Source organism: Arthrobacter sp. MYb224 (assembly GCF_002975455.1).
In the GTDB taxonomy this organism is placed as follows: domain Bacteria; phylum Actinomycetota; class Actinomycetes; order Actinomycetales; family Micrococcaceae; genus Glutamicibacter.
The window spans coordinates 338,942-365,883 of record NZ_PCPU01000003.1 but is presented as its reverse complement, the minus strand read 5'-3'; the positions used below and the strand labels follow the sequence as shown (position 1 = coordinate 365,883).

Genomic DNA, 26,942 nt, shown 5'->3' with positions numbered 1-26,942 from the left:
CCGGTTCAGCCTCTGGACCAGTGAGTCAGGAGTTGATCTATGCCATCTGGAGTGCATCACCGGGAAGATGCAGAAATCAGCGCAGAGGGTTATAAGAAATCCCTGAGCCGTCGCCACGTCCAGATGATCGCCATTGGCGGAGCCATTGGTGTGGGATTGTTCATGGGCTCCGGTGGCCGGTTGGCATCCACCGGTCCGGCCCTGGTGCTGTCCTATCTGGTAGCCGGTGCGCTGGCCTACCTGCTGATGCGGGCGTTGGGAGAGCTGATCATGTATCGGCAGACCTCCGGATCCTTTGTCTCCTACGCGGCTGAGCTCTTCGGTCCCAAGGGCGCTTTCGTTTCCGGCTGGATGTACGTGCTGAATTGGATCATGACCGGCGTTGCGGAGCTGATAGCGATTGGCTTGTACTTCCAATACTTCTTCCCGAATATCCCGGTCACCGTTTCGGCGTTCTGCGCGTTGCTGCTGCTGGTGGCAATTAACCTGTTCAGCGCCAAGGCCTTTGCCGAATTTGAATTCTGGGCAGCGTGCATCAAGGTCACCGCGATTATCTTGTTCCTGGCGGTGGGCATCTACATGGTGGTGACCAATGCGCAGGTAGGGGAGCACACAGCATCGGTTTCCAATCTCTTTATCGGAGACGAGAATGGCCAAGGTGGCTTGTTCCCTCGCGGCTTCTTTGTCAGCATCCTGGTGCTGAACTCGGTGATCTTCGCCTACAACGCCATTGAACTGGTGGGTATTGCCGCCGGTGAGATGGAGAACCCAGAAAAGGAAGTTCCCTCTGCGATCCGCGCCGTAGTAGTCCGCATCCTGGTCTTCTACGTAGGCAGTGTTTCGCTGTTGGCCATGGTGCTGCCCTGGCATGAATACGAATCCGGGGTGAGCCCGTTTGTGACTGTCTTCGAGAAGATGGGGCTGGGCTGGGTTGGCAGTGCGATGAACTTGGTGGTCATCACCGCCGCGCTGTCTTCATGCAATTCCGGGTTGTACTCCATTGGACGCATACTGCGCACCATGAGCGGGAACGGGCATGCTCCGCAGTGGCTGTCGAAAATGAACAAGCATTTTGTTCCTTCCGCCGGCATCATTACCGTGGGCGTGGTTTACCTGGCCGGGGTCATCTTGAACATCTGGCTAGGTGAATCCTTCGCCTTCGACCTTGCGTTGAACACCGCCTCCATCGGCGTGCTGTTCACCTGGGCTTCGATCTTCGGCTGCCAGCTGATGCTGCGCCGCAAGAAGGGCGCGGTGTCGTCACTGCCCATGCCAGGCTCTCCGGTTACTGGTTGGGTTGGCCTGGTCAGCTTGCTGATCATCACCGTGCTGATTTCCTTCGATACCCTGACCGGAGAAAATGGTGAGGTCTTCCCGGTAGGGCTCTACACCATCGCCACGATTCCGCTGTTTGCCGTGGTGCTGTGGATCGGCTGGCGTTTCGCCCGCAAGCATGCCAAATCGAGCACCAATTTCTAAGCGGGGAACCAACTCGCCTGAAACAGCCAAGGGGCGCATCTGCATAATGCAGATGCGCCCCTTGGCTGTTGTGTTCGAGTGCTTAGGAGGTTCGGGTTTCATCCTGCTTCACTGCAGCGAGGATGCCGGTGTCCAATGCATCGGGGATCTCGGTGCCGCGCAGCGAAGCACCTGCGGTTTCCGGCATGAACTTGATGGCGATCACACCAATGACACATGCTGCCATCATGTAGATGGCTGGGAAGAGCAGGAAGCCGGTGGCATTGATCGCTGCCTCGTTGACCATGGCTGCGGTGCCACCGAAGATCGCCGTAGCGATGTTGTAGGTGATGGCAAAGCCTGCGAAACGCACATGGGAAGGGAACATGGCCGGGAAGGTTGCGGTAATCGTGGCTAGCTGTGGAATATAGAGCAGGCCCAGTACTGCGAAGCCGACAATGGCCAAGGCGAAGGACTGGCCCATCAGCCAGAACATTGGCAGCGCCAGCACGAACAAGCCGATCACCGAGGCGTACCACATTGGTTTTCGCCCGACCCGGTCAGAGAGCGAGCCGGCAAATGGAATGACCGCCATCATCGCTACCTCACCAATCAAGATGGTGGCCAGCGAAGCGTTGGGATCCAATCCCAGCTGGGTTTCCAGATAGGTAGGCATGTAGCTGAGCAGCGTGTAGTTCACGACGTTCAGTGCGATGACCAGACCGGTCATGGTCAGCATCGGGCGCCAGTAGGTCATTACCAGTTCCTTGAGCGAACCGCCCTGCTGGGCTTCGCCGGCTGCTTCGATCTCCTGGAAGACAGGGGTGTCCTCCAGCTTGCTACGCAGGTACAGGCCGATCAGGCCCATTGGCAATGCGAGGAAGAATGGAATACGCCAGCCATAAGCCATCATGGCTTCTTCGCTGAGCATCACTTGCAGGCCAAGCATCACGGCCGTACCCAAGGCGAAACCGCCCAAGGTGCCGAATTCCAAGAATGAGCCGAAGAATCCGCGCTTGCGGTCCGGCGCATATTCTGCCATGAACGTGGCCGCACCGCCGTATTCGCCGCCGGTGGAGAAGCCCTGGACCATGCGCAGCAGCACCAGCAGAATTGGTGCGGCGATGCCAATGGTTTCAAAGGTCGGCAGTACGCCGATGAGGAAGGTGGCCAGGGACATCAAGATAATGGTCAACGCCAAAATCTTCTTGCGTCCCAGCTTGTCGCCCAGTGGGCCCCAGACCAGGCCGCCAATCGGGCGGACCAGGAAGGAGAGGGCGAAGGTGGCCAGAGCCATGAAGGTGCCGCCCTCGGTGGGGAAGAAGTGGGCGGTGATATAGGTGACGGCTACGGCGTAGACACCGTAGTCGAACCATTCTGTCATATTACCCATGGCCGAAGCGGCGGTGGCCTTGCGTACTTCTTGCCGGCCTTCTTGGGTGTTCATGTCCGGACCAATGTCATGGTCAAGGTCTGGAGTGAAATTATGGGTATTCGTGTTGTCGTTTGGCTGGCTATTTTCCGGTTGCATCGCTGCTCCGTCGTTTTCAGCTTTCCGTCGACCGATCGTCCAAAGGCCAGGAAGTAATTCATCGCCTTGGCCGCGGTCCACGATCTGGGATTTTTCCAGAGTCCGTTAAGTACCAGAGGGTATTCGAATCAATTTCTAATATCAACCGCTGACATGGAATCGATTGGACGCCGCGTGGGATAAAAGGCAATTAGAACAGCCAGGAGCAGCCCGGATGGCCGAGGGCTGAAAAAGTGCAATTGTGAAAATTTGCTGACCCGCGACTTTATTATTGAACGAATGGTCGGTAAGTTTAGGTGTTGAGAGTCACTTACCACTTTGGCATAAGGAGCACAGATGACCGAGGCATTTCTCGTTGGTGGAGCACGTACGCCGGTAGGCCGTTACGGCGGAGCGCTCAGTGCTGTGCGCCCCGACGACCTGGCCGCAGTGACCATCCGCCGTGTCATTGAAGACGCAGGGATCGATCCGGCACACGTGGATGAAGTGATCTACGGAAACGCCAACGGCGCCGGCGAAGAGAACCGCAACGTGGCACGCATGGCAGCCTTGCTCGCAGGCCTTCCGGTGACAGTCCCCGGGATAACCGTCAATCGCCTATGCGCCTCGGGCATGAGCGCCATTACGATGGCCAGCCATATGATCAAGGCAGGAGCTGCGGACATCGTGATCGCCGGCGGCACCGAATCCATGTCGCGCGCCCCCTGGGTGATGGAAAAGCCATCCAAGGCCTTCGCCATGCCAGGAGCAACCTTCGACACCTCCATCGGCTGGCGCTTCACCAACCCGCAGTTCCTCTCCGGCGACTACTCGCGTGATGGCAAGGCCACCTTCTCCATGCCGGAGACCGCTGAGGAAGTCGCCCGCGTCTACAACATCTCCCGTGAGGACTGCGACCAGTTCGCCGTGCAGTCCCACGAAAAGGCCATCGCCGCCATTGAAGCTGGCCGCTTCGTCGATGAAATCGTCCCGGTGACCGTCAAGCACCGCAAGGGCGAGAGCATCGTGGACACCGATGAAGGCCCGCGCCCCGGCACCACCATGGACGTGCTGTCCGGACTGCGCCCGGTCGTCAAGGGCGGCAGCGTAGTTACCGCCGGCAACGCCTCCACGCTGAACGACGGCGCCTCGGCCATCCTGGTGGTTTCCGAACGCGCCCTGAAGAAGTACGGGCTGACCCCGCGCGCCCGCATCGTCGATGGCCAGGCCGCCGGCCTGGAGCCGGAAATCATGGGCATGGGCCCAGTTCCAGCCACCCGCAAGGTGCTGGAACGTGCCGGGCTGGGCATCGAGCAGATCGGCGCCATGGAGATCAATGAAGCCTTCGCCAGCCAGTCGCTGGCCAGCATGCGCGAACTCGGCGTCGACCAAGAGATCGTGAACCGCGACGGCGGAGCCATCGCGCTGGGCCATCCGCTGGGATCAAGCGGTTCGCGCATCGTGATCACGCTGCTGGGCCGCATGGAGCGCGAGCTGGCAACAGCTGGGCGCAAGCTCGGGGTGGCCACCATGTGCGTCGGCGTGGGTCAAGGCTCGGCCATCTTGCTGGAAGGAGCCTAAAATGGAAAGCCTCGATAGCGAATTCCAGACCCTCAAGGTCAGCGAAACCGATGATCGACTATGGGTCCGGCTCCACCGGCCCGAGGTGCGCAATGCGATCGACCAGGCGATGGTCGACGAACTGCATGCCGTCTGCGATTACCTGGAAAGGAATCCCAAAATCCTGATCTTGGCCGGCACTGCCAGCCAAGCGCCCAGCGCCGCGAATCCCAAGGGGAGCAAGGGGATCTTTGCTTCCGGTGCCGACATTTCGCAGCTGCGAGAACGCCGCCGCGATGATGCACTCGCCGGGATCAACTCTGGGATCTTCGATCGCGTCGCCAAGCTGCCGATGCCCGTGATCGCCGCCCTTGACGGATTTGCTTTGGGCGGGGGAGCAGAACTGGCCTACGCCGCGGACTTCCGCATCGGCACCGAAGAGCTGCGCATGGGCAATCCCGAAACCAACCTCGGCATCATCGCCGCGGCCGGCGCGACCTGGAGGCTCAAGGAGCTGGTGGGTGAACCGATGGCCAAGGAGATCCTCCTGGCTGGCAAGGTGCTCACCGGCCGGCAGTGCCTGGAAACAGGACTGATCACGGAAATGCATCCGGCAAGCGAACTGGATGCGGCGGCTGAGGCGCTGGCTGATCGCATTGCGGCCCAGGATCCCTTGGCTGTGCGGATCACCAAGTCGGTATTCCACGCTCCGCGTGAAGCCCATCCGGTCATCGACACTTTGGCCCAGGGGATGCTGTTCGAATCCCAAGCCAAGTTTGAACGCATGCAGGCATTCCTTGATCGAAAGAAGAAGTAACCATGAGTGCAACCAATGAAATTGTGATGGGCCAGCTGCCTAAGTACAGCGGAGTACTCGGCGGCGGCCGCATGGGCGCGGGAATCGCCCACGCCCTGCTGACCAGCGGCAGCACGGTGGTTGTCGTTGAGCGCGATGAGGACTCTGCGCAGGCTGCCTATGAGAGGGTCGCCGAGTCCGTCGACAAGTCCATCGCGCGCGGCGTCGTGTGCGAATCCAAAGATGAGCTCATGCAGCGTTTCTCGGTGAGCACGGACTACGAGCAATTCGCCACCGCTCAATTGGTGATCGAGGCAGTTCCGGAAATCTGGGATTTGAAGGTCTCCTCGCTGCAGGCTGTGGAGCAGGTGCTGGACGCCGAGGCCGTGCTGGCCTCGAATACGTCCTCCCTGTCGGTCAGCGGGCTGGCTAAGGAACTGGCTCGGCCCGGCAAGTTCCTCGGGCTTCATTTCTTCAACCCGGTGCCCGCTTCGACGCTCATCGAGGTGGTCATCGGCGAGCAGACTGATAAGAACCTGGTTGATGCATCGCGCAGCTGGGTACAGGCGCTGGGGAAGACCGCCGTGGTGGTCAATGACGCTCCGGGCTTCGCTTCTTCGCGCCTGGGCGTGGCAATCGCCCTGGAAGCCATGCGCATGGTGGAAGAAGGCGTAGCCAGCGCCGAAGACATCGATAATGCCATGGTCCTGGGTTACAAGCACCCGACCGGACCGCTGAAAACCACCGACATTGTCGGCTTGGATGTGCGCCTGGGAATCGCAGAATACCTCCATGAGACCTTGGGTGACCGGTTTGCTCCACCGCAGATCCTCAGGGATATGGTGGCCGAGGGCAAGCTGGGGCGCAAGAGCGGCCAAGGCTTCTACAGCTGGTAGGAAACCCGCCATATAACCTTCAGCGACAATGGCCTCCGCCGGTCAGGAATGACTCGCGGAGGCCATTGTCCCTCTGGATCCTAGAAGAGATGTCCTAGCAGTGAAGCAAAGAGCTCATCTGGATCATGTGACAGTCCCTTGGAATCAAACCACTCGCACAAATTGACGCAGTCGCGGTGCAAGAAGTCCATGCCTTGCGGATTGCCCGCCAAATCCACGCACTGCGGAACATCGATGACCACTAGGCGCTCGCCGGAAACCAGGAGGTTGTAGGCGGACAGGTCGCCATGGGCAATGCCCAATCCAGCGAACTTCTCAAGGGCGTCAGTGAGTTGATCCCATAGTTCGGGAAGCCGTGGATCAAAGCGCGCAAGCTGTTGCAGGCGGGGTGCTGCCGCCAGCGAATTGTCCGGGTCGGCAATGAATTCCATGAGGATTTCGGTGCCGTCAATCTGTACCGGATACGGCACCGAAATGCCGGCTTCGTAACAGCGCAAGAGGTAGGTCCATTCCGCGTTGGCCCACTGCAAAGCGGCGATGTCCCGGCCGTAGGCGGAATTGTGGCTGATGGCTCGATTATCGCGCGAGCGCCGGGCAGACCTGCCATCGCTATAAGCTTGCGAACGGCTGAATTGAAGGTGGTCGCGGGAGCGATAGCGTTTGGCGGCCAGTAAGCTTGAGCGCTCCTGTGTTGCTCGTTCCAACAGGAAGACGTCGCCTTCTTTGCCGGTTTTGAGGATGCCTAATTCGGTGTCTACGGCACCGGCGTCCTCAATCAGCCATAGCGGGTATGGTTGCGGCCCGCGCATGCCCTTTTCGATAAACGGCCAGGTGGAGTAGCGCTGGCCAGCCGGTGGCTCATCCGAGGATGATTCGTTCCATACGGGCTTGTGCCTGCGGAATTTGAGTTTGGTATCTGCGTCAGCGAAGTTGGACGAGGTTACCTGTGAGCTGGTGGTTGGTTCTCCAGCAGGAAAATGCATGGGGATAAGTCCTTAGAAAAAGAGATCAATGACCGGGAACGGCGGTAAGCAATCATCGTTACCCCTCCTTCAATAGACTGATTGGCAGTTGCCAATGAGTAGAACTCTACAACAGAGAATCAATATGTTGCAATGGGTAAATGAGCCGGGGCCTGAACTATCAAAAGCAAAGCGGAGATCTGGAATGGGAAGGATCCGTGAATGCGCGGCATATTTGCGGAGCCTTTTATCGAATGGGTCGCCACGAGTGGCTTAGTGCCCGGGGCTGGCAGCAAATGCACGAGGGCGGAGTCAGCAAGGTCGTGGACCTGCGCAACCCCAACGAGATCCGCCGGCGGGAGCATGACCCCGCCGTACCCCAGGCAGCGTTCTCCGGCATTGAACTGGTGAACCTGCCGCTGGAGACGCCCGGCAATCCGAGGTTCGAATCGATTGCCGTGCCATATATGAATCACACCGCCATGTACAGGTTGGTGTGCGAAGAATTCGGCGACCAACTGCGTGCAGTCTTCGAGAATTTGGCGAACTCCCAAGGGTCAACCGTGATCCACTGTTCGGCAGGCCGCGACCGCTCCGGCTTGATTGCCACCATGCTGCTGGATCTCGCAGGTTCCCGGGATCAGATTCTCGTCCATGATGAGCTGGCGGTGCGGGGTATCAATGAATGGCATCGTGTCTCGCCGCGAAAGCATCCCTACGAGAGCTATCGGGGTGAAGAAGAGCTGCGGGAAATCATTCAAGAAAGAGCCACGGCCCTGTCGGAATGCTGTGCATGGCTTGGTACGGCCCGCTCCTATCTGTTGTCCCAGGGCATGAGCGAGGAGGGTCTCGATCACCTGAGTGATCTCGCACGGAATTCCTGAGTAGCGGGCGGGGTGGAGAATTCTCGCGAACAACAATTTGAGGTGTTCACGGTCACGCCCTTGCTGATAAGGTTAAGGTTAATACTGACCGACCGTTCAGGAAGGAATTATGTCGATGTCGACAAAACAGATCAGCGTGGTACCCAGCTTTATCGCCGGACAATGGCGGACCCCGCAGTCCGAGGGCGGAACAGAAGTCCGTGACGCCAACACCGGAGAACTTCTAGCCACTGTCACCAATGACAAGCTGGATGTTGCAGCGGCGGTGGACTATGGCCGTGGCACCGGGCATCAGGAGCTGGCCAAGCTCTCCTTGCATGAGCGCGCACTCAAGCTCAAGGAACTCGCGCTGTATCTGAACGAGCGACGCAAAGACCTTTACGAGATTTCCTTCAAGACCGGGGCCACCAAAATCGATTCCATGGTGGATATCGATGGCGGAATCGGTGTTCTGTTCACATTCTCATCCAAGGGCCGCCGTGAACTTCCCAATAGCAATGTCATCCTGGACGGGCCAACGGAACCGCTGAGCAAGGACGGCTCTTTTATCGGCACGCATATCTACACCGCAATGAGTGGTGTCGTGGTGCAGGTCAACGCGTTCAACTTCCCGGTATGGGGCATGCTCGAAAAGTTTGCCCCGGCGTTTATCGCTGGTGTTCCCACCATCGTCAAGCCAGCGACTCCAACGGGGTACCTCACCGAGGCAGCCGTGAGGATGATGCTCGAATCAGGCATCCTTCCCGAAGGGTCCCTGCAGCTTCTCTCGGGATCAGCCCGCGACCTGATGGACCACCTCGACTACCGTGACATGTTCGCCTTCACCGGCTCGGCCGCCACGGCCAGCAAGCTGAAGTCCCATCCAAATGTCATCGACGGGGGAGTGCGCTTCGCAGCAGAAACCGACTCCCTGAACGCGGCCATCCTCGGCCCTGATGCAGAGGAGGGAACAGCGGAATTCGAGGCCTTCGTCAAGGTCGTCGTCACCGAGATGACCTCCAAGGCCGGCCAGAAATGCACCGCGATCCGCCGCAATATCGTGCCTTCCCATCTGGTAGAACCGGTCATTGCCGCCATCGGCCAGCGAATCGAGCAGCGGGTTGTCATTGGCGACCCCCGCGTCGAGGGCGTGACCATGGGTGCCTTGGCTTCCCTGGAACAGCTGGCTGATGTGCGTGCTGCAGTGCAGGACATGATTGACGCTGGTGGCGAGCTGGCCTTTGGCCGCCTGGATGCCCCAGCCGTACGCGTGGCGCCAGAACGCGACGCCGTGGCCGAATTCGGTGCCTTCATGTCTCCGGTGGTTCTGCGATGGGCCGATGCCCGCAACCCGCTTGTGCACTCCCGCGAGGCGTTCGGACCGGTCAGCTCCGTCATCGGCTACGACAATCTTGACGAAGCCGTGCGGCTGGCCGCCATGGGTGCAGGGTCGCTGGTAGCCACCGTGTGCAGCAATGACACCGACACCGTGCGTTCACTGGCCCTGGGAATCGCCGCCCACCATGGCCGCGTGCACATCCTGAACCGGGAAACCGCGCGATCAACGACCGGTCACGGTTCACCAGTGCCACACCTGGTCCATGGTGGCCCAGGGCGCGCCGGCGGCGGCGAGGAGCTGGGCGGAATCCGATCAGTGAAGCACCATATGCAGCGCACTGCCGTTCAGGGCTCGCCGAATATGCTCACTGCGCTCAGCGGCGTGTGGCATGCCGGTGCTGAACAGCGCCTGGCCGGATGCGAAAAGTTCGGCGGCCAGGAGCAATACACGCACCCGTTCCGCAAGTCGCTGGCCGAGCTGCAAGTAGGCGATGGCTTCGCCTCTGATCTGCGCGTAGTGAACCTTGAAGAGATCAGCGAATTCGCCAAGAAAACTGGCGACACCTTCTACGCCCACACCGATGCAAAGGCAGCCGAAGCGAACCCGTTCTTCCCGGGAATCGTCGCCCACGGGTACCTGCTCGTGTCGTGGGCTGCCGGCCTCTTCGTAGAGCCAGCGCCGGGGCCAGTGTTAGCCAACTACGGATTGGAATCCCTGCGCTTCATCACCCCGGTGGCTGCCGGAGATTCAATCCGCGTGACCCTGACGGCCAAGAAAATCACGCCGCGAGTCACCGATGAATATGGCGAGGTCGCATGGGATGCGATCTTGCACAACCAGAATGATGAGATTGTCGCGACCTACGATGTCTTGACCTTGGTGGAGAAAGAAAACCTCACCTACGCCAACTTCGAAGGCTAAAACGCAACTTCAGCAAGGGTGGATGCCGTCAACCACGGCATCCACCCTTTTGCGTGCTCGGAGCCAGGACAGCTTTGCCGGATATCTATGAAAGCGTTTCCAATTTTGGCAAGATTTGACGCGGAGTGAAAAAATTTTAGGGCAATTTACGCGGACAGTTTCGCGGGTTTCCTGTATTTACAGGAATTTACTTATTGGAGAGAGCTAAGAAAACGCTTACAGTTGTGTGACAGGTCACGCGTTGATGGGGAACGTGTGGTTGAGCGATCCCGACGCTGTCGCGTCGAGCTATCGCAGCCCGATCATCACAATAAAGGAGTTTTTCTGTGGAACTTTTGCCATCACGCGCCAAATCAACACAACGCCGGCACGGAGCCAGGACGGTGAAGCCGGTGGCAGCACTCGGCGCCTCGCTCGCCCTGCTCGCCGCACCGTTGTTCGCAGCACCCGCCCAAGCCGCCACCCCATCCAACGACGGCAAGGATGTCATCCTCAACCTGTTCCAATGGAACTGGAATTCGGTAGCCCAGGAATGCGAGTCCAGCATCGGCCCAGCAGGATATGGCTACGTCCAGGTCTCGCCTCCAGCTGAGCACCTGCGCGGCACTGAATGGTGGACCTCGTACCAGCCGGTGAGCTACAAGGTGGACTCGAAACTGGGCAACCGCGAGGAATTCTCCGCCATGGTCAAAAGCTGCAACGACGCAGGCGTGAAAGTGATCGCAGACGCCGTGGTCAATCACATGACCGGAGCCGGGCAGACCGGTACTGGAACCGCAGGCTCGGCTTTCTCCGATGACAACTTCCCAGAGTATTCGGCCCAGGACTTCAACGATTGCCGCACCAACATCAACAACTATGCCGACCGCTGGCAAGTGCAGCACTGCCGCCTCGTGGGCTTGCAGGATCTGAAAACCTCCAGCAGCTACGTCCAGCAAAACATCGCCGACTATCTCGATGACCTCGTCTCGCTTGGGGTATCCGGATTCCGCATCGATGCCTCGAAGCACATGCCCGCAACGGACCTCGAAGGCATCAAATCCAAGATGAAGAACCCCGGCGTGTACTGGGTGCACGAGGTGATCGGGGCGTCGGGTGAACCGATCCAGGAAAGCGAGTACCTCGGCAGCGGCGACTCGCACGAATTCGACTACGCACGACAGCTCCATCATGATTTCGACGCGCAAATCGCCAACTTGCGCTTCATCGGCGACGGCAAGCTCACCAGTGACCGGGCCGGGGTTTTTGTCACCAACCACGACACCGAACGCAACGGCGAATCCATGAACTACAAGTGGGGCGCCAAGTACCTGCTGGGCAATGTTTTCATGCTGTCCTGGCCCTACGGGTCACCCACCGTGTATTCCGGATACGAGTTCACCGACAAGGATGCAGGCGCTCCGGGCGTCAGTGACGCATCGGTACCCAATGCCGACTGCGACTCCTCCGCCTGGACCTGCGAACAGCGGCAAGATGAAATCACCGGAATGGTGGGCTTCAACAACACCGTCGGCGACGCGGCTGTCAGCAATTGGTGGGACGATGGCGGCAACCAGATCGCATACGGCCGCGGCAATAAGGGCTTCGTAGCCATCAACAACACCTCGGCGGCAACCACCCGCGAATACACCAGCTCGCTGGCCGGTGGCACCTATTGTGATGTGGTGTCCGGAGGCGATTGCTCGAAGACCATCACTGTGGGCGCCGACGGCAAGTTCACCGCGACACTGCCTGCCTACGGTGCCATGGCCCTGCACATCGGTGCCGAATCCGATGGCGGATCAGGAACGCCGGATCCGGTCGAGGACACCGCTGATGTCAGCGTCGCGGTCACCGCCCAAACCGTCATGGGGCAGAACATCCGCATCGTCGGCAACCAGCCGGAACTAGGAAGCTGGGATCCGGCCAAGGCGCCACAGCTATCAGCTGCCAGCTACCCGAGCTGGAGCGGAACGGTGGACCTTCCGGCAGGAACGCAGTTCGAATACAAGTACGTCAAGTACGACCAGAGCGGCAATGCCACTTGGGAATCAGGGGCCAACCGCGTCGCGACCGTGAATGCGGACGGTTCCCTGAACCTGAACGACAGCTGGCGCAAGTAGCCACAAAAAAATGATCCCGCCCCAGTTCACACTGGGGCGGGATCATTCTAGGTTCAGCTACTTTTCGGTTTTGGCATTCAGCTTGTCCAAGGTTGCCTGCTTGGCTTTTTGCAAGGCCAGGCCTTCCTCGTCCAGCTCGACCTGCACCGGCTCGGCAGCCTGGGCAGGAAGACCGCGCCACAGGAAGTAGCCGTACGCGGCGGCCAGGGCGATGAAGACGTAGAGGCCAAGCATGCCCAGCATTGGCGAAATCAAGAAGTACACCACCAGGTCCGCGATAGCTGCCACAGCCAGCAGCAGCCAGCCTTCGCGAACGCCGCGCGCAATCATGACGAAGGAAGCGAAAATGGCGGCGTCAGCGAAATACATCACCCAGACTTCCGGGGTGGCGGTCAAGAAGCCGGAGTTGAAGAGGAAGGGGCCGAAGCGCAAGGCCACCAGCAGGATCAAGCCGACAACCATGCCCACGGCAGACCAGAGGGTGACCGGGGTCTTGGTCACTTCGCGCGTGAACTTGCCGTTGAGCATGAACTGCGAAAAACGCCATAGGCCGAAAATCGGCAGAAGCAGCAACGGGATCGCGTAGATCAGGCCCAGCAGGTCATACTGCAATGCGGAGATCATGGGTCCTACGAAAACCGAGAGAATCAGCGTCCACCAACCCAAATCATTGCGGTGCGCAAGAAGGATTGCGGAGACGAAAACTAGCAGCATGCTAGCGGCTGACAGCAGGATCTGGACATAGGAACTACCGCTGTCTGCAGTAGCCATGAACAGGGTTTCTAAGAAGGAATCCACGGTGCTCTTCACTCGATCGATTGGCAACGACAGGTGCACGAGGCACCCCTTAGATGCTAACGGTGATTCCTGTGAGGAAGACAAGATTACAAGGAGGCATACGCCACATTGCCGCTTGCCCTGTGGCACGCTTAAACGACGCTGGCTCCCACCGATCAGGTGGGAGCCAGCGCAAGATGCAATCCAGCGATTAAGCCGCTGTGGTGTGCAATCCGTTGAAGAGCAATGAAATGGCTTGGTCTTCCAATTCTGGTCCGTTGATCGGACCGTCAGCGCGGTACCAATCCACTACAGAGTTGATCAGGCCGAACAGCAACCTGGCCGTGGCCCGCGGTTCCAAGTCCGCGCGCAGCTTGCCGTCGGATTGGGCTGCGGTGACCAGCTCAGCGAGCTGGCGGTCCATCGCCCGTCGGCGCTGAAGAGCTTGGCGTTCCAGTTCGGTGTTGCCGCGCAAGCGCAGCAGCAGTGTCACGTAGGAACGCTTGGCCAACAGGATCCGGAAGGTAGCGCGCAAGAAGAATTCCAAACGCTCATCGGCGCTGCCCTCATGGGAGCGGACCTCGGCGATCACCGCTTCCAGGGGAATGAGCGCTTCATCCAACGCCAGACGCAGCAGGTCCTCTTTGGAAGGGACGTGGTGGTAAATCGCGGACTTGCTGATACCCAGCCGGTCAGCGAGCTTGCCCATGGAGGTCGCGTCGTAGCCGTATTCGTTGAATGCCTCTACGGCAATGCGCAATACGGTTTCCTGGTCGTACCCGGGGCGGCCACGCTTGGCCGGACGGTTCACAATATCGGTAGTTTCCATGATTTATCGATTATCCCATGTGCTCACTGGGTTAGCTGTTGCGCAGATCAAAGATGCGCTTGAGCTTGCCCATGGAACGCTCCAAGGATTCTGGCTCGACCACGTCGATGGCGCAGGAAGAACCGACGTGGATCTTGATCAGCTTGGCCAGCTCCTTGGCCCCGTTGGCGGCGTCCCCGGATGAGGCATCCATGCGGCGCTCCACCTTCACTGCCAGCTGGTCCATGCGGTCTGGACGGGAAAGGATGAGCTGGAAGTGCGGCGAAAGCGATGGCACCTTCAGGATCAATTCCTCGATCTGGCTTGGGAACAGGTTCACCCCGCGCAGGATGATCATGTCATCGCTGCGTCCGGTGATCCGGCCCATGCGACGGTGACCTGGGCGGGAGGTACCTGGCATCAGGCGGGTCAGATCATGGGTGCGGTAGCGGATGATCGGCAGCGCCTGCTTGGTCAGCGAGGTGAAGACCAGCTCGCCGTGTTCGCCGTCGTTCAATACTTTGGTTTCGTCGAACGCATCCACGATTTCGGGACGGAAATGGTCCTCCCAGATGTGGCTGCCGTCCTTGAGCTCGACCGATTCGCCGGCCACGCCCGGGCCCATGACTTCGGAGAGGCCGTAGATATCGCAGGCGTCGATGCCGAACATCTCTTCCAGCTCGTGGCGCATCTCTTCGGTCCACGGTTCGGCGCCGCAGACGGCGACCTTCAGCGAGGTGTCGCGCGGGTCCAAGCCTGCCCGCTGCATGGCATCGCCAATAGTCAGCAGGTAGGTCGGGGTGCACAGGATCGCGTCCGGCTCGAAGTCCTTGATCAGCGTAATCTGTTTTTCGGTCTGTCCGCCGGACATTGGAATGACGGTAGTGCCCAGGCGCTCGGCAGCCGCGTGCGCGCCCATGCCACCGGTGAACAAGCCGTAGCCGTAGGCGTTGTGGACCTTCCAGCCTGGCTTGACTCCGGAGAGGCGCAAGCAACGTGCGCCCATCTTGGCCCAGTCATCCAAGTCCTGCTGGGTGTAGCCCACCACGGTGGCGCGGCCGGTGGTGCCCGAGGAAGCGTGGATCCGCGCCACCTGATGCTGCGGAACGGCGAACATGCCGAAGGGGTAGCTCTTGCGCAGATCTTCTTTTTCGGTGAACGGGAACAGCTTCAGATCTGCCAGTTCCTTCAAGTCTGTGGGGTGCACGCCAGCCGCATCGTATTTGTCCTTGTAGTAAGGAACATTGGTGTACGCGTAGTCCAGCGTTTCCTTCAGTCGAGTGAGCTGAATCGACTCGATCTGGTCCCGGCTCATCGTCTCTTCGGGATCCAGTGGGTTGGGCAAGTTATCGCGGTCAGTTGGCTGTGACATGCTCATACTTTCGTGTGGTGACTGAATGTTTTAGCGGTTCTTAGGCTTGGGAACGGTGCGCGAGCGGCCCCTGAACTCGGCCACGGTTTCAATCCCGCCATTCGTTCCCGGCTGGGTGACCGTGATGTCGTAAATTCCGCTGCGTCCTTGCTGCGAGACGCGCTGCGCGGTTGCCGTCAGCAGGCGTCCCGGGATCCCTGGCTTGAGGAAATTGATGTCTGCGCCGGAGGCCACGGTGATGGTGTCCGCGGAGCCTTCCGGCGGATTGCAGCTCAAGGCAAACGCGGTATCGGCCAGCGAGAAGATCATTCCGCCATGGGCGATGCCGAAGCCGTTGAGCATTTCCTGGCGAAGCGTCATCGTAATGACCGCAAACCCGTCGCTCACTTCCACCACTTCAATGCCCATCCACTGGGTGGCATAGTCATTGTGCAAGATTGCGTGGGGTAGTGACTTATCGATTTGGGTTTCGCTCATAGGGACCTCCGCCGAATTAGTTACCGAACGATCATTAGGTAATACTAGATTGTGACCCATCTCAAGCCCTGCTGTCTAATGGCGGACGTCACAATTGCGCGGAGAGCCGGCGCCTCCCAGCGGCAAAGGCGCTGGTGAACACGCAGAATAGCGGGTTCCTTGAATTGCTGATATTCCATCGCCGAGCCGCCCTTGTCCGGCCCGGCGGCCGGCTCCGGCAGGGCTGCGCGCCGGTCGAGAAGTGCTTCCGGTGGTGGAACTTCGCCGAGGGCACGGCCAGAGGATTCCCCGCGGCTGAAAACGAAACCGCCCACAGCCATCGAAAACAATCGAAGGTTGCGGGCGGATCGGTGAATTCAGGCTTAGGTGTCCTCGCGGGCTACTTCGCCGTGGCCGGGTTCTTGCCCAGCGCATCGAGGGCGAAGGCGTAATCCCAGGCGCGATTCTTCCACGCCTCGTAGCGGCCCGAGGCGCCGCCGTGGCCGCCCTCCATCTCGGTTTTCAGCAAGATCGGTTCGCTGCCGGTGCCGACCTCGCGCAGCTTCGCCACCCATTTGGCCGGCTCCACATACAACACGCGGGTGTCGTTCAAGGAAGTCACCGCGGCGATGCGCGGGTAGTCCACGGCCGTAACGTTCTCGTAGGGGGAGTAGGCCTTCATGTACTCGTAGACTTCCTTGTCCTCGATCGGGTTGCCCCATTCTTCCCACTCCAGGGCCGAGAGCGGCAGCTCCGGATCCAGGATCGAGGTCAGCGGGTCCACGAAGGGAACCTGCGCGATGATCGAGGTGTACAGCTGCGGCGCCAGATTGGCGATGGCGCCCATCAGCAGGCCGCCCGCCGAGCCGCCCAGGGCCGCGATGCGCGCCGGATCGGCCCAGCCCGCATCGATCAGGTACCGCGTGGCATCGATGAAGTCGGTGAAGGTGTTCCGCTTGGCGAGCTTCTTGCCCTGCAGGTACCAGTCGCGGCCCAGCTCGCCGCCGCCGCGCACGTGGGCGATCACGAAGACCACCCCGCGGTCCAGCACGCTCAACCGCGGAATCCCGAATCCCGGATCCATCGACACCTCATAGGAGCCGTAACCGTAGATCAGCACCGGATTCGGCACCGAGGTGTCCAAATCCGCGCGGCGCATCACCGTCAACGGAATCTTGGTGCCATCGGCGGCCGTCGCCCATTCGCGTGTGGACAGGTAATCCGCCGAGTCGTAGTCATTGACCGGAGTCTGCTTGCGCAGCACCAATTCCTTGTCATCCAGCCACAGGTCGTAGACGCGCGCCGGAGTGAAGTCCGAGGTGTAGCCGATGCGGATCAGCGGGGCTTCCAGATCGGCGAAGGTGGCAGCGGCGGTGAACAGCTCCTCGTCGAAGGCCGGCTCGAGCACCGGCAGCTGGGATTCGGTGCCCAGCGACTCCAACGGGATCAGCTGAACCCGTTCGCAGGTATCGCGACGCACGGAAACCACCAGATGCGTGGCGGTCAGCGCGGTGCCCTCGATCTTGACCGTGGACTCGTGCCCGAGCACGGTGCGCCAGCTCGCCGGATCGGTATCGGCGCCCAGCTGCGCCAGCTCGACCAGCGAGAGCATATTGTTCGGTGCCTGATGATCGTGGGTGATCAGGGCGCGCCGATCGTCTCCGGGCAACAGGTCGACCCCGTGGAGCAGGCGCAGTTCGCGCGGAACGAGCAGGCGAACCTGTCCGTCCTTGTCGTTCAGATCCAAGACGCTGGTTTCCGCGTATTCGGAGTTGCCGATGGAAATGAGCAACTGCTGGAGATCGGCGCTGAGATCGAAGCCGAGCCACATGCCCGGATCATCTTCCTGGAAAACTACCGTATCGCTGGCCGGATCGCTGCCCAGCACATGGGCGCGCACCTGATGCGGGCGCCACGTATCGTCAACGACCAGGTAGTAGACGGTGGAGGAATCGGGGGAGAAGGCCAGCCCGTAAAACACGCCTTCGATGACGTCCGGAAGCAGCTGCCCGGTTTCCAGATCCTTGATGTACAGGGTGAAGCGCTCGTCCCCCTGGGTATCGATGCAGTATGCCAGCAGGTTGCTCGGCTCGTTGATGGCCATGCCGCCCAGCGCGAAGAATGACTGGCCCTCGGCCAGCTCGTTGCCGTCGAGCAGCACCTGCTCTCCGGGCAGCGCTTCGACCGGGTCGATGACCGGAGGCGTCCAGTCGGCGCGGGCATCGGGGGAGTCTTCGGCCTTGACCCGGCACTGGATGGTGTAGGGCTTGCCCTCAACCGAACGGGTGTAGTACCACCAGCCGCGCCGCCGCGTGGGGACCGATAAATCGGTTTCGACGGTGCGCGCCTTGATCTCCTTGAAGATCTCCTGGCGCAGCTCTTCCTGATCCGCGGTGACCGCATCGGTATAGGCATTCTCCGCATGCAGGTGGTCGAGTACCTGCTTGCTGGTCTTTTCCCGCAACCACTCATAATCGTCGGTGAAGGTATCACCATGGAATTCGCGGATCGTGGGAATCTTCGCTGCGAGCGGCGCGCTAGCGGTAATCGATGCAGAAGTCATGCACCCATTCAATCTCACCAGCGGCGATTGTGGGGTTGGCTATGCTCAGCGCGGACAGGAATCGGGCGGCAAATTCCTCGTTTTGGCACGCGGACATGGTGCAAAGGGTGTCGGCCGGCCGACATTGGCCATAGGCTAACTAACATAAAGAATCGAACTGCACCAAGGGCAAAGCGCCCTATTCGCAATAGAAAGTGATTCAGCAGTGAAAAACACACGCACAACTTTGAGGTCGAGGCGTTTGACTCGGTGGATTGCTGCGGCTGCCATCGGTTTCATGGCGCTGGTGGCCGGGGCCCCCGGGGCGTTGGCCCAGGGCAACGAGAGCGTCGAGGGTCAAACCTACGTCATCGGCACCGACACCACCTTCGCTCCGTTCGAGTTCCGCCAGGATGGCGAGCTCACCGGGATCGACATGGATCTGATCAATACCATCGCCGAGGAACAAGGCTTCAACGTCGAGATTCGTTCCCTGGGCTTCAGCGCTGCCTTGCAGGCGTTGTCCTCGAATCAGGTCGATGGCGTGATCGCCGGTATGTCGATTACCGACGAGCGCAAGGAAATCTATGATTTCTCCGAGCCATACTTTGAATCCGGTGTTCAGATGGCGGTGGATCGCGACGATGAGACCACCAAGGGCTATGAGGACCTGGAGGGCGAAACCGTTGTAGCCAAGACCGGTTCAGAGGGCGAGACCTATGCGAAGTCCATCGCGGACGAGTATGGCTTCACCGTCAAGTCCTTGGACCAGTCGGCCACCATGTACGAATCGGTGAAATCCGGCAGCGCCGTGGCCGTCATCGACGACTACCCGGTCCTTGCCTACGGCATTGCGCAGAACAACGGATTGAAGACCGTGACCGACAAGGTGCCGGGCGGCTCCTACGGATTCGCGGTCAACAAGGGCGAGAATACCGCACTGCTGGCGGCCTTCAACGACGGGCTGGCCGAGCTGAAGGCCAGCGGGGAGTACGACAAGATCCTGAACGAGTACCTGGCCGATCCGAGCGCCGCGGTGCCGAGCAACTTCTTCGACCTGGTGGCCAAGTCCTTGCCGGCGTTGATGACCGGTTTGGGGAACACCCTGTTGGTGACGGCGATTTCCTTCGCGGTGGCCATGGTCCTTGGTTTGCTCTTTGGCTTCATGAAGATTTCGGGCAACATCGTGGTCCGCGGAATTTCGACGTCATTCGTCAATATCTTCCGTGGCACGCCGCTGCTGCTCTGGGCTTTCATGTTCTACTTCGGCCTGCCTCAGCTCACCGGCTGGGATGTCAGCATCTGGGTTGCAGGTGTGCTCACGCTGTCGCTGAACGCCGGCGCCTATATTGCCGAGATCGTTCGCGGCGGCATCCAGTCGGTTGATCCAGGACAGCTGGAAGCCTCCCGTTCGCTGGGCCTTGGCTACGGGAAGTCAATGCAGAAGGTTGTGGTGCCGCAGGCCTTCAAGATGATGACTCCTTCCTTGATCAACCAGTTGATCATCATGCTCAAGGATTCCTCCTTGCTGCTCGCCATCGGCTTTGCCGAGCTGCTCTACCAGGGTCAGCAGATCTACGCGGCGAACTTCCGTGTCACCGAGACCCTGCTGATCGTTGGCGTCATCTACTTCATCGCCATCATGGCCCTGACCAAATTGGCAAACTTTGCCGATCGGAGGTTTAACAAGTGAGCACCGTAAGCGAGCAAACTGCCACGTCGAAGATCCAGGTCAAGGAACTGCGCAAGTCCTTCGGCTCAAACGAGGTCCTCAAGGGCATCGATCTTCAGGTGGGCGAAGGCGAAGTTGTCTGCGTGATCGGGCCTTCGGGCTCCGGCAAGTCCACGCTGCTGCGCTGCCTGAATAAGCTGGAAGATATTTCCGCGGGCAAGGTGATTGTCGACGGATTCGACGTCACCGATCCGAAGGTGGATATCAACGAGGTCCGTCGCCATGTGGGCATGGTGTTCCAGCATTTCAACCTGTTCCCGCATATGTCGGTGGCAGAGAACATCATGTTGGCGCCGGTGGAGCTGAAGAAGCTGAACCGGACCGAGGCGCGGGCCAAAGCCGAAGAGCTGCTGACCCGTGTGGGCTTGGCGGAAAAGGCCAATGCCCGTCCGGCCTCGCTTTCCGGCGGACAGAAGCAACGCGTGGCGATCGCCCGTGCGTTGGCGATGTCCCCGGGCATCATGCTCTTCGACGAGGCAACGAGCGCGTTGGACCCGGAGATGGTTGGCGAGGTGCTGCAGGTGATCAAGGAGCTCGCCGACTCGGGCATGACCATGGTGTTGGTCACGCACGAGATGGGCTTCGCCCGTGAAGTGGGGGACCGTGTGGTCTTCATGGATGGTGGCGTGGTTTGCGAGGAAGGCAAGCCAGAGGAGCTGTTCGGAAACCCTCAGCAGGAACGTACCCGCGACTTCCTGTCCAAGGTGCTCTAGGTTTTCCCAGCGCTACCGCGTAAATTCGGCCCACTCTTGCAGCGTCCTCATCCGAGGCGGTGCCAGGGTGGGCCGAATTTGTGTGCGCGCTTTTGGGCTTGGTTGTTGCGCCACGCAACGTTAGTTGAAGATTAAAGTAAATTAACTTAGTCTGGAACCAGAGCTAGCGCCGACCCGTCGACGCGGAGCTGACCATTCGAGATCCGATGCTTTCGGATCAATCCACCAGGAGTCGCCCATATGAATAACCTCATCGACAACCCGCGCCTGCAGGTCATTGCCCAAACGATGCTGCGCCTTGCCTTTGGCTTCCTCTTCCTAGCTCACGGCTGGCAGAAGTACTTCCAGTACACCTTGGAGGGCACCACGGCGTCCTTTGACCAGATGGGAATTCCGGCCGCCGGAATTATCGCACCGGTCGCCGCGACCCTTGAGATCGTCGGTGGCGCAGCCTTGATCCTCGGCCTGCTGACCCGCGTGTTCGCAGGCTTGCTGGGTGCGCAAATGGTCGTTGCGCTATTCATGGTTCACATTCCAGGTGGCGTCTTCGTGGAGAACGGCGGCTTTGAGCTGGTGCTGGCGTTGGCCGCCGGCGCCCTTGCGCTGTTCCTCGTGGGACCGGGCCGCGTATCGGTTGATGCGTTGATCTTCAAGAACAAGAAGGCCGCCGTAAACGCATAACCGGCAGCCGCACGACCCTCAAATGCCCCAGGCGATGCCTGGGGCATTTTTGTGCCCGCGGGCCCGGTTCGCGGTCATTACCTTCAAGTGTGACGCCGCATCGCGGCGTTGCTGTTGACGTGATCGAGCGCACTCTCATATACTGAACGAACGGTCAGTATGTAAATTGAATTTCAGTGAGGTGAACCATGGCCCCGATCACACCGCAGGAGCCGGGACTGAGTGCCGTCCCAAGCTATGAAGAGCAGCAATCACAGGCGCGCTTCGACGCCCTAATTAACGACGATTCCCGTGTTGAACCTCGTGACTGGATGCCAGAGCCCTACCGCAAGACATTAACCCGTCAGGTGTCCCAGCACGCTCACTCCGAAATCATTGGCATGCAGCCAGAGGCCAACTGGATTACGCGCGCCCCTTCGTTGAAGCGCAAGTCGATTCTGATGGCGAAGGTCCAGGACGAGGCCGGCCACGGGCTGTACCTGTACTCCGCGGCAGAAACCCTGGGCACCGACCGTGACGAGCTGAACGACCAGCTGCTGACCGGACGCGCCAAGTACTCCTCGATTTTCAACTACCCGGCACGCACCTGGGCCGACATGGGTGCCATCGGTTGGCTCGTCGATGGTGCTGCAATCGCCAACCAGGTGCCGCTATGCCGTGCCTCCTATGGCCCATACGGACGCGCAATGGTGCGCATCTGCAAGGAAGAATCCTTCCACCAGCGCCAGGGATTCGAAATCCTGCTCTCCCTCTCCCGCGGCACCGAGGCACAGAAGAAGATGGCGCAAGAGGCCATCAACCGCTTCTACGAGCCGTCGCTGATGATGTTCGGTCCACCGGATGACCAGTCGCCGAACTCCGCCCAATCCATGGCCTGGAAGATCAAGCGCTTCTCCAACGATGAACTGCGCCAGCGCTTCGTGGGAATGATCGAAGAACAGGTGAAGGTGCTGGGCATGACCCTGCCGGATCCGGACCTGCACTTCGATGAAGAGAAAAAACAGTGGATCCACAAGGATCTGAACTGGGACGAATTCATGAACGTCATCAAGGGCAATGGTCCAGCCAACGCCCAGCGGCTTGAACATCGCCGCAAGGCCCACCGCGAAGGTGCCTGGGTCCGTGAAGCCGCTACCGCATACGCCGCAAAGCAAGAACAAAGTGAGGTTGCCTAGCATGAGCCAAAAGAGCAATTGGCCCCTGTGGGAAGTATTCGTCCGTTCCTCCCGCGGACTCTCGCATGTGCACGCCGGATCGCTGCATGCCCCGGATAAGGAAATGGCGCTGCGCAACGCACGGGATCTGTACACCCGGCGCAACGAAGGCATTTCCCTCTGGGTGGTGCTTTCCACCGATATCATCACCTCCGACCCGGACAGCAAGGACGCGTTCTTCGAGTCGCCGCAGGGCAAGGACTACCGCCACGCCACCTACTACAAGGCAAGCGAAGGGGTGAAGCACCTGTGAACCACGAAGAACTCGATGCTTCGCTCGATAGCTTCGGCGACGCGCTGGCCTCGGCCACCCGCGTCACCCCGGGCAACGCGCTGCGTCCGGAAGATATCGCGGTGGCAGGAGCCAAGCCAAGCGACGAAGTCGCCCAGTATGCCCTGCACCTCGGTGATGACGCGCTGATCCTCGCCCAGCGGCTTTCGCACTGGATCTCCCGTGCTCCGGAAATCGAGGAAGACATTGCCTTGGGCAATATTGCCCTCGATGTCCTTGGCCATGCCCGTTCGTTCCTGAACTATGCCGGTTTGGCGTGGGATAAGACCGAAGACGATCTGGCCTATTGGCGCGAGGAAGAGGAATTCACCTCGCTGCAGATCGTGGAACAGCCAAATGGCCATTTTGGCGTCACCATCATGCGCCAGCTCATCGTCTCGATCTACCAGCACCTGCTCTACAGCCGATTGCTGGAATCCGCGGATGAAACCATCGCGGCGATCTGCGCCAAGGCGGTCAAGGAAGTTGACTACCACCGGGACCACGCCATCGCCTGGACCACCCGCTTGGGACAGGGAACCGAGGAATCGGCCGAAAAGATGCGCCACGCGCTGGAGATCCTTTGGCCTTACACCGGAGAGATGTTCCAGGACGAAGAGCTGCACAGCGAACTAGGCGATGTGGCGGTTCTCCCGTCCTCGCTGCGCGAAGCATGGGACGCCGAGATCACCTCCGTCCTCGCCGAAGCCGGGCTAGAAATACCGAAGTCGGGATTGGCGATGGCGCATGGACGCGCCGGAGAGCATTCCGAGCATATGGGCTACATTCTGGCCGAGATGCAAGTTCTTGCCCGCAAGCACCCCGGTGCGAGCTGGTAACCGATTCCCTAATCCGTTTGAAGGGAGCAACAGTCTTGAGCAGTGCAATAACCAGTGCAGAAGAACTCTATGGCGTTGCCGCCAAGGTCAACGATCCAGAAATCCCGGTGCTTTCCATCGCGGATCTGGGCATCTTGCGCGAGGTCAACGCCAATGCGGACGGCAGCGTGCAGGTGGTGATCACCCCGACGTATTCCGGTTGCCCGGCCATGGACGTGATTACCGAAGATCTGTACCTGGCCTTCCGCGCGGTGGGCATCGAGAAGGTCGACGTGAAGCTGGTACTGACCCCGGCCTGGTCGACCGACTGGATGACCGAAGATGGGAAGCGCAAACTCGAAGAGTATGGAATTGCCCCGCCGACCGGTACCGGACATAGCGGGCGCGTCACCTTGGGCATGAGCGTCAAGTGCCCACGGTGCCATTCCTTGAATACCCGAGAGCTCGCGCGCTTCGCGTCGACTTCGTGCAAGGCGTTGTACTCCTGCAAAGACTGTTTAGAACCCTTCGACTATTTCAAGGTGCTTTCATGAGCGAACAAACTACCCCCACCCGTCGTCGGGCCACCTTCCACCGCCTGACGGTCGCCGAGGTGCGCCGGCTGACCAAGGATTCCATCGAGGTCAGCTTCGCGATTCCGGCAGAGCTTTCGAGCGACTTCGATTACTTGGCAGGCCAGTACGTCGCGCTGCGCAAAGAACTGCCAAACGCCGAAGGTGAGCTAGTTGAGGTTCGCCGCTCCTACTCGATCTGCGCGGCACCGACCGGAGAGCTGATCAAGGTCGCAATCAAGCGGGACCTTGGCGGTCAGTTCTCCACCTGGGCCAACGAAGAACTTGTCGCCGGAGACCAGATCGATGTGATGAGTCCTACCGGAGCGTTTATTTCGAAGCACAAGCTCACCGAAATGAACGATCCAAGCTCGGTGGATACCGTGAACCAGGACCAGTTCGTGGCCGTGGCCGCAGGCAGCGGGATTACCCCGGTGTTGGCGATTGCACGCACCATTCTCGAAGCGAACGAAAATACCCGATTCGATTTGATCTACGCCAATAAGGCAGCCATGGACGTCATGTTCCTGGAGGAGCTGGCAGATCTAAAAGATCGCTACCCGGCACGCCTGGCATTGCACCACGTGCTGAGCCGCGAACAGCGTATTTCCCCATTGCTCTCCGGACGTATCGATGCCGAGAAGCTTTCGGCCTTGCTCACTAACGTATTACAGGCGCCGAAGGTCGACGAATGGTTCCTCTGCGGTCCATTCGAGCTGGTTCAGATGGTTCGCGATCAGCTCACCGAGCTGGAAGTCCCGAGCGAAAAGGTGCGCTTCGAGTTGTTCACCACCGGTGAGCCGAATCGTCCGCAGGGCCATGTGGGACGGCCAGTGCTTGTCGATGAAAACGAGAAGAGCATCGAAATCAGCTTCACCCTCGATGGTTTGCAGGGCGAGGTGAAGTCCCCGGTACGGGCCAACGAAACCGTGCTCAATGCGGCTCTGCGAGTTCGCCAGGACGTTCCCTTCGCCTGCGCCGGCGGAGTCTGCGGCACCTGCCGTGCCAAGGTCACTTCGGGAACCGTGACCATGGCGGAGAACTACGCGCTGGAACCGGAAGAGGTGGAAGCCGGCTACGTGCTGACCTGCCAGTCGCACCCAACCAGCGACAAGCTCAGCGTCAACTTCGACTCCTAGGGGATAAGCCATGATCGAGCTAAGCATTGACCAGGGCGTTGCCCGCATGGTGCTCAACGCACCGAAGAAGATGAATTCTTTGGACCCGGCCGCTCTGCATGAGCTCTCCGAGGCCTACGACCAGGCAGCCGCCGGGGTGGCCGAGGGAACGGTACGTGCGCTGGTGCTCACCGGCGAAGGCCGCGGATTCTGCGCGGGCCGCGATATTTCCGGAGTCAACCCGGCCGATGACGACGTTATGGGGTACCTGGATGGCCAGGTTCAGCCGTTGCTGGAGAAGATGTCCAGCTTCCCGGCTCCCACCTTCGCCATCGTGCAAGGCGCCTGCCTGGGTGTTGGGCTGGGGCTCGCGGTAGCCACCGACGTAGTGTATGTCGCGGAGAATGCGAAGATCGGTTCGCCGTTCGCAAATCTCGGCGCAACCCTCGACTCCGGCGGGCACTGGCTGCTCACCGAGCGTTTGGGAGCCCACCGCACGCTCGACATGATCTATACCGCCGAGCTGATTTCCGGTGCTGAGGCCGTGCGTTCGGGACTATTTTCTCGCGCGTTCCCGGCCGAGGAACTGATCGAACGCAGCGAAGAGATCATCTCGAAGGTGGCCCACGGCGCGACCCAAGCCTTTGTCGCATCCAAGGCGCTCGTTGCCGAGATCCGCGATCAGCGGGTAGGCCTCTGGGCCTCCATGCGCACCGAAAACAAGGCGCAGGCGGCGCTGTGCGACACCAGCGACTATGCCGAAGGGTTCAAAGCCTTCCAGGAGAAGCGGCCACCGGTCTTTACCGGCAGCAATTAAACAGCGAAAAGCGGGCGGAACAGTAAATGCTGCTCCGCCCGCTTTTTGCTGTCCGCGCTTAGCGGGTATCGGAATCCTCGAAGATCAACAACGTCTGGGTGTCCAGCACCGTAGGCAAAGATTGCAGATGTTCAAAAACCACGCGTCGCAGATCTAAATTGTCTTTGGCCCGGACCAGCAGAATCACATCGAAATTTCCGCCGACCAGACCGATATGATGCACCTCGGGAATCGAGGCGAGATGGTCGCGCAGTTCGCGCCAGGAGTGCTGGCGCAGTTTCAGGGTCACATATGCGCTGGCCTTTAATCCCGCTTTCACCGGATCAATCACGGCGGTATATCGGGTAATGACCCCCGCATCTTGCAGCTTTGCGATACGTGAATAGGCATGGGCCCGGGAAACGTGAACGCGCTGCGCCACCGTCGTCACCGATTGCCGCCCGTCGCTGGTGAGCTCGGCCAGGATCGCTCGGTCAACATCGTCCAGCTTCAGCTCCGCATCCGCGGCCATTTCTTCTCCTTGCAGGGGCAGGACGAGTATCCGCCAAACCCATTTTGTTCGTACTAATCGTCTACAAGTATACGGATCTTCAGCGCAACTTTCTACGATTCAACTCCGGAGTGGATACAAATTGATCGTCCTG

At 59.8% G+C, this 26,942-nt stretch carries 24 protein-coding genes; 16 read left to right on the top strand and 8 right to left on the bottom strand.

Annotated elements, in window-relative coordinates; translation table 11 throughout:
* Positions 1 to 39: 39 nt before the first annotated feature.
* Complete coding sequence (locus CQ017_RS07730) at positions 40 to 1,479, top strand: amino acid permease (protein ID WP_105553216.1); 1,440 nt, start codon at positions 40 to 42, stop codon at positions 1,477 to 1,479.
* An 82-nt stretch (positions 1,480 to 1,561) separates the two neighbouring features.
* On the opposite strand, the gene CQ017_RS07725 is transcribed toward CQ017_RS07730, so the two are convergent.
* Entirely contained in the window at positions 1,562 to 2,989 is a 1,428-nt protein-coding gene (locus CQ017_RS07725) for an MFS transporter (protein ID WP_105553215.1), read from the bottom strand.
* Between the two features lie 336 nt (positions 2,990 to 3,325).
* Here CQ017_RS07725 and CQ017_RS07720 point away from each other — a divergent pair, with 336 nt between their 5' ends.
* Genes CQ017_RS07720 through CQ017_RS07710 form a run of 3 tightly spaced genes read left to right on the top strand, consistent with a single transcriptional unit; the run spans position 3,326 to position 6,220 of the window.
* Positions 3,326 to 4,549 (top strand): acetyl-CoA C-acyltransferase, encoded by a 1,224-nt coding sequence (locus CQ017_RS07720; protein ID WP_105553214.1) that lies wholly within the window; start codon positions 3,326 to 3,328, stop codon positions 4,547 to 4,549.
* 1 nt (position 4,550) lies between these two features.
* Entirely contained in the window at positions 4,551 to 5,345 is a 795-nt protein-coding gene (locus tag CQ017_RS07715; RefSeq protein WP_105553213.1) for an enoyl-CoA hydratase/isomerase family protein, read from the top strand.
* A 2-nt stretch (positions 5,346 to 5,347) separates the two neighbouring features.
* On the top strand, positions 5,348 to 6,220 hold the full coding sequence (locus CQ017_RS07710; RefSeq protein WP_105553212.1) for a 3-hydroxyacyl-CoA dehydrogenase family protein: 873 nt from the start codon (positions 5,348 to 5,350) through the stop codon (positions 6,218 to 6,220).
* Positions 6,221 to 6,300: 80 nt separating this feature from the next.
* Here CQ017_RS07710 and CQ017_RS07705 read toward each other — a convergent pair whose 3' ends face one another.
* Positions 6,301 to 7,203, bottom strand: a complete 903-nt coding sequence (locus CQ017_RS07705; RefSeq protein WP_105553211.1) for a serine protein kinase RIO — start codon at positions 7,201 to 7,203, stop codon at positions 6,301 to 6,303.
* A gap of 140 nt (positions 7,204 to 7,343) precedes the next feature.
* Between CQ017_RS07705 and CQ017_RS07700 the strand changes: the two genes are divergently transcribed.
* The 3 genes from CQ017_RS07700 (at position 7,344) to CQ017_RS07690 (ending at position 12,407) form a co-directional block, all read left to right on the top strand.
* Positions 7,344 to 8,066, top strand: coding sequence for a tyrosine-protein phosphatase (locus CQ017_RS07700; protein ID WP_105553210.1), 723 nt, complete (start codon positions 7,344 to 7,346; stop codon positions 8,064 to 8,066).
* A 115-nt stretch (positions 8,067 to 8,181) separates the two neighbouring features.
* Positions 8,182 to 10,305, top strand: coding sequence for a phenylacetic acid degradation bifunctional protein PaaZ (gene paaZ, locus CQ017_RS07695; protein ID WP_105553209.1), 2,124 nt, complete (start codon positions 8,182 to 8,184; stop codon positions 10,303 to 10,305).
* A 326-nt stretch (positions 10,306 to 10,631) separates the two neighbouring features.
* The gene (locus CQ017_RS07690; protein WP_258133541.1) at positions 10,632 to 12,407 is read left to right on the top strand and encodes a carbohydrate-binding module family 20 domain-containing protein; all 1,776 of its coding nucleotides are present in this window, start codon (positions 10,632 to 10,634) and stop codon (positions 12,405 to 12,407) included.
* A 57-nt stretch (positions 12,408 to 12,464) separates the two neighbouring features.
* Here the strand turns inward: CQ017_RS07690 and CQ017_RS07685 are convergent, their stop codons facing one another.
* The 5 genes from CQ017_RS07685 to CQ017_RS07660 form a co-directional block, all read right to left on the bottom strand.
* The gene (locus CQ017_RS07685; RefSeq protein WP_105553208.1) at positions 12,465 to 13,244 is read right to left on the bottom strand and encodes a nicotinamide mononucleotide transporter; all 780 of its coding nucleotides are present in this window, start codon (positions 13,242 to 13,244) and stop codon (positions 12,465 to 12,467) included.
* 151 nt (positions 13,245 to 13,395) lie between these two features.
* Complete coding sequence (locus tag CQ017_RS07680) at positions 13,396 to 14,013, bottom strand: TetR/AcrR family transcriptional regulator (protein WP_013349779.1); 618 nt, start codon at positions 14,011 to 14,013, stop codon at positions 13,396 to 13,398.
* Positions 14,014 to 14,044: 31 nt separating this feature from the next.
* The gene (locus CQ017_RS07675; RefSeq protein WP_105553207.1) at positions 14,045 to 15,364 is read right to left on the bottom strand and encodes a phenylacetate--CoA ligase family protein; all 1,320 of its coding nucleotides are present in this window, start codon (positions 15,362 to 15,364) and stop codon (positions 14,045 to 14,047) included.
* A 30-nt stretch (positions 15,365 to 15,394) separates the two neighbouring features.
* Positions 15,395 to 15,841 (bottom strand): hydroxyphenylacetyl-CoA thioesterase PaaI, encoded by a 447-nt coding sequence (paaI, locus tag CQ017_RS07670; protein WP_096283446.1) that lies wholly within the window; start codon positions 15,839 to 15,841, stop codon positions 15,395 to 15,397.
* A 379-nt stretch (positions 15,842 to 16,220) separates the two neighbouring features.
* Positions 16,221 to 18,383 (bottom strand): S9 family peptidase, encoded by a 2,163-nt coding sequence (locus tag CQ017_RS07660; RefSeq protein WP_105553205.1) that lies wholly within the window; start codon positions 18,381 to 18,383, stop codon positions 16,221 to 16,223.
* A 277-nt stretch (positions 18,384 to 18,660) separates the two neighbouring features.
* Between CQ017_RS07660 and CQ017_RS07655 the strand changes: the two genes are divergently transcribed.
* From CQ017_RS07655 to CQ017_RS07615, 9 genes are all read left to right on the top strand, one after another.
* A complete protein-coding gene (locus CQ017_RS07655; RefSeq protein WP_105553204.1) occupies positions 18,661 to 20,055 on the top strand; it encodes an amino acid ABC transporter substrate-binding protein/permease in 1,395 nt (464 codons plus the stop codon).
* Complete coding sequence (locus CQ017_RS07650; protein ID WP_105553203.1) at positions 20,052 to 20,807, top strand: amino acid ABC transporter ATP-binding protein; 756 nt, start codon at positions 20,052 to 20,054, stop codon at positions 20,805 to 20,807. Before CQ017_RS07655 ends, CQ017_RS07650 begins: the two co-directional genes overlap by 4 nt.
* Positions 20,808 to 21,047: 240 nt before the next feature.
* Positions 21,048 to 21,488 (top strand): DoxX family protein, encoded by a 441-nt coding sequence (locus tag CQ017_RS07645; protein ID WP_105553202.1) that lies wholly within the window; start codon positions 21,048 to 21,050, stop codon positions 21,486 to 21,488.
* Between the two features lie 188 nt (positions 21,489 to 21,676).
* Positions 21,677 to 22,663 (top strand): 1,2-phenylacetyl-CoA epoxidase subunit PaaA, encoded by a 987-nt coding sequence (gene paaA, locus CQ017_RS07640; RefSeq protein ID WP_105553201.1) that lies wholly within the window; start codon positions 21,677 to 21,679, stop codon positions 22,661 to 22,663.
* A 1-nt stretch (position 22,664) separates the two neighbouring features.
* The gene (gene paaB, locus CQ017_RS07635; RefSeq protein WP_096283458.1) at positions 22,665 to 22,955 is read left to right on the top strand and encodes a 1,2-phenylacetyl-CoA epoxidase subunit PaaB; all 291 of its coding nucleotides are present in this window, start codon (positions 22,665 to 22,667) and stop codon (positions 22,953 to 22,955) included.
* The gene (gene paaC, locus CQ017_RS07630) at positions 22,952 to 23,812 is read left to right on the top strand and encodes a 1,2-phenylacetyl-CoA epoxidase subunit PaaC (RefSeq protein WP_105553200.1); all 861 of its coding nucleotides are present in this window, start codon (positions 22,952 to 22,954) and stop codon (positions 23,810 to 23,812) included. Before paaB ends, paaC begins: the two co-directional genes overlap by 4 nt.
* Positions 23,813 to 23,847: 35 nt before the next feature.
* Positions 23,848 to 24,345 (top strand): 1,2-phenylacetyl-CoA epoxidase subunit PaaD, encoded by a 498-nt coding sequence (paaD, locus tag CQ017_RS07625; RefSeq protein ID WP_105553199.1) that lies wholly within the window; start codon positions 23,848 to 23,850, stop codon positions 24,343 to 24,345.
* On the top strand, positions 24,342 to 25,502 hold the full coding sequence (gene paaE, locus CQ017_RS07620; protein ID WP_105553198.1) for a 1,2-phenylacetyl-CoA epoxidase subunit PaaE: 1,161 nt from the start codon (positions 24,342 to 24,344) through the stop codon (positions 25,500 to 25,502). Before paaD ends, paaE begins: the two co-directional genes overlap by 4 nt.
* 10 nt (positions 25,503 to 25,512) lie before the next feature.
* Positions 25,513 to 26,298, top strand: coding sequence for an enoyl-CoA hydratase/isomerase family protein (locus CQ017_RS07615; protein ID WP_105553197.1), 786 nt, complete (start codon positions 25,513 to 25,515; stop codon positions 26,296 to 26,298).
* Between the two features lie 58 nt (positions 26,299 to 26,356).
* On the opposite strand, the gene CQ017_RS07610 is transcribed toward CQ017_RS07615, so the two are convergent.
* Positions 26,357 to 26,809 (bottom strand): Lrp/AsnC family transcriptional regulator, encoded by a 453-nt coding sequence (locus CQ017_RS07610; protein ID WP_105553196.1) that lies wholly within the window; start codon positions 26,807 to 26,809, stop codon positions 26,357 to 26,359.
* Between the last annotated feature and the right edge of the window lie 133 nt (positions 26,810 to 26,942).

Coding starts and splice junctions, on each gene's coding strand:
- CQ017_RS07730 (WP_105553216.1), top strand. CDS start 40: ATGCCATCTGGAGTGCATCACCGGGAAGATGCAGAAATCAGCGCAGAG.
- CQ017_RS07725 (WP_105553215.1), bottom strand. CDS start 2,989: ATGCAACCGGAAAATAGCCAGCCAAACGACAACACGAATACCCATAAT.
- CQ017_RS07720 (WP_105553214.1), top strand. CDS start 3,326: ATGACCGAGGCATTTCTCGTTGGTGGAGCACGTACGCCGGTAGGCCGT.
- CQ017_RS07715 (WP_105553213.1), top strand. CDS start 4,551: ATGGAAAGCCTCGATAGCGAATTCCAGACCCTCAAGGTCAGCGAAACC.
- CQ017_RS07710 (WP_105553212.1), top strand. CDS start 5,348: ATGAGTGCAACCAATGAAATTGTGATGGGCCAGCTGCCTAAGTACAGC.
- CQ017_RS07705 (WP_105553211.1), bottom strand. CDS start 7,203: ATGCATTTTCCTGCTGGAGAACCAACCACCAGCTCACAGGTAACCTCG.
- CQ017_RS07700 (WP_105553210.1), top strand. CDS start 7,344: ATGAGCCGGGGCCTGAACTATCAAAAGCAAAGCGGAGATCTGGAATGG.
- paaZ (WP_105553209.1), top strand. CDS start 8,182: ATGTCGACAAAACAGATCAGCGTGGTACCCAGCTTTATCGCCGGACAA.
- CQ017_RS07680 (WP_013349779.1), bottom strand. CDS start 14,013: ATGGAAACTACCGATATTGTGAACCGTCCGGCCAAGCGTGGCCGCCCC.
- CQ017_RS07675 (WP_105553207.1), bottom strand. CDS start 15,364: ATGTCACAGCCAACTGACCGCGATAACTTGCCCAACCCACTGGATCCC.
- paaI (WP_096283446.1), bottom strand. CDS start 15,841: ATGAGCGAAACCCAAATCGATAAGTCACTACCCCACGCAATCTTGCAC.
- CQ017_RS07660 (WP_105553205.1), bottom strand. CDS start 18,383: ATGACTTCTGCATCGATTACCGCTAGCGCGCCGCTCGCAGCGAAGATT.
- CQ017_RS07655 (WP_105553204.1), top strand. CDS start 18,661: ATGGCGCTGGTGGCCGGGGCCCCCGGGGCGTTGGCCCAGGGCAACGAG.
- CQ017_RS07645 (WP_105553202.1), top strand. CDS start 21,048: ATGAATAACCTCATCGACAACCCGCGCCTGCAGGTCATTGCCCAAACG.
- paaA (WP_105553201.1), top strand. CDS start 21,677: ATGGCCCCGATCACACCGCAGGAGCCGGGACTGAGTGCCGTCCCAAGC.
- paaB (WP_096283458.1), top strand. CDS start 22,665: ATGAGCCAAAAGAGCAATTGGCCCCTGTGGGAAGTATTCGTCCGTTCC.
- paaE (WP_105553198.1), top strand. CDS start 24,342: ATGAGCGAACAAACTACCCCCACCCGTCGTCGGGCCACCTTCCACCGC.
- CQ017_RS07615 (WP_105553197.1), top strand. CDS start 25,513: ATGATCGAGCTAAGCATTGACCAGGGCGTTGCCCGCATGGTGCTCAAC.
- CQ017_RS07610 (WP_105553196.1), bottom strand. CDS start 26,809: ATGGCCGCGGATGCGGAGCTGAAGCTGGACGATGTTGACCGAGCGATC.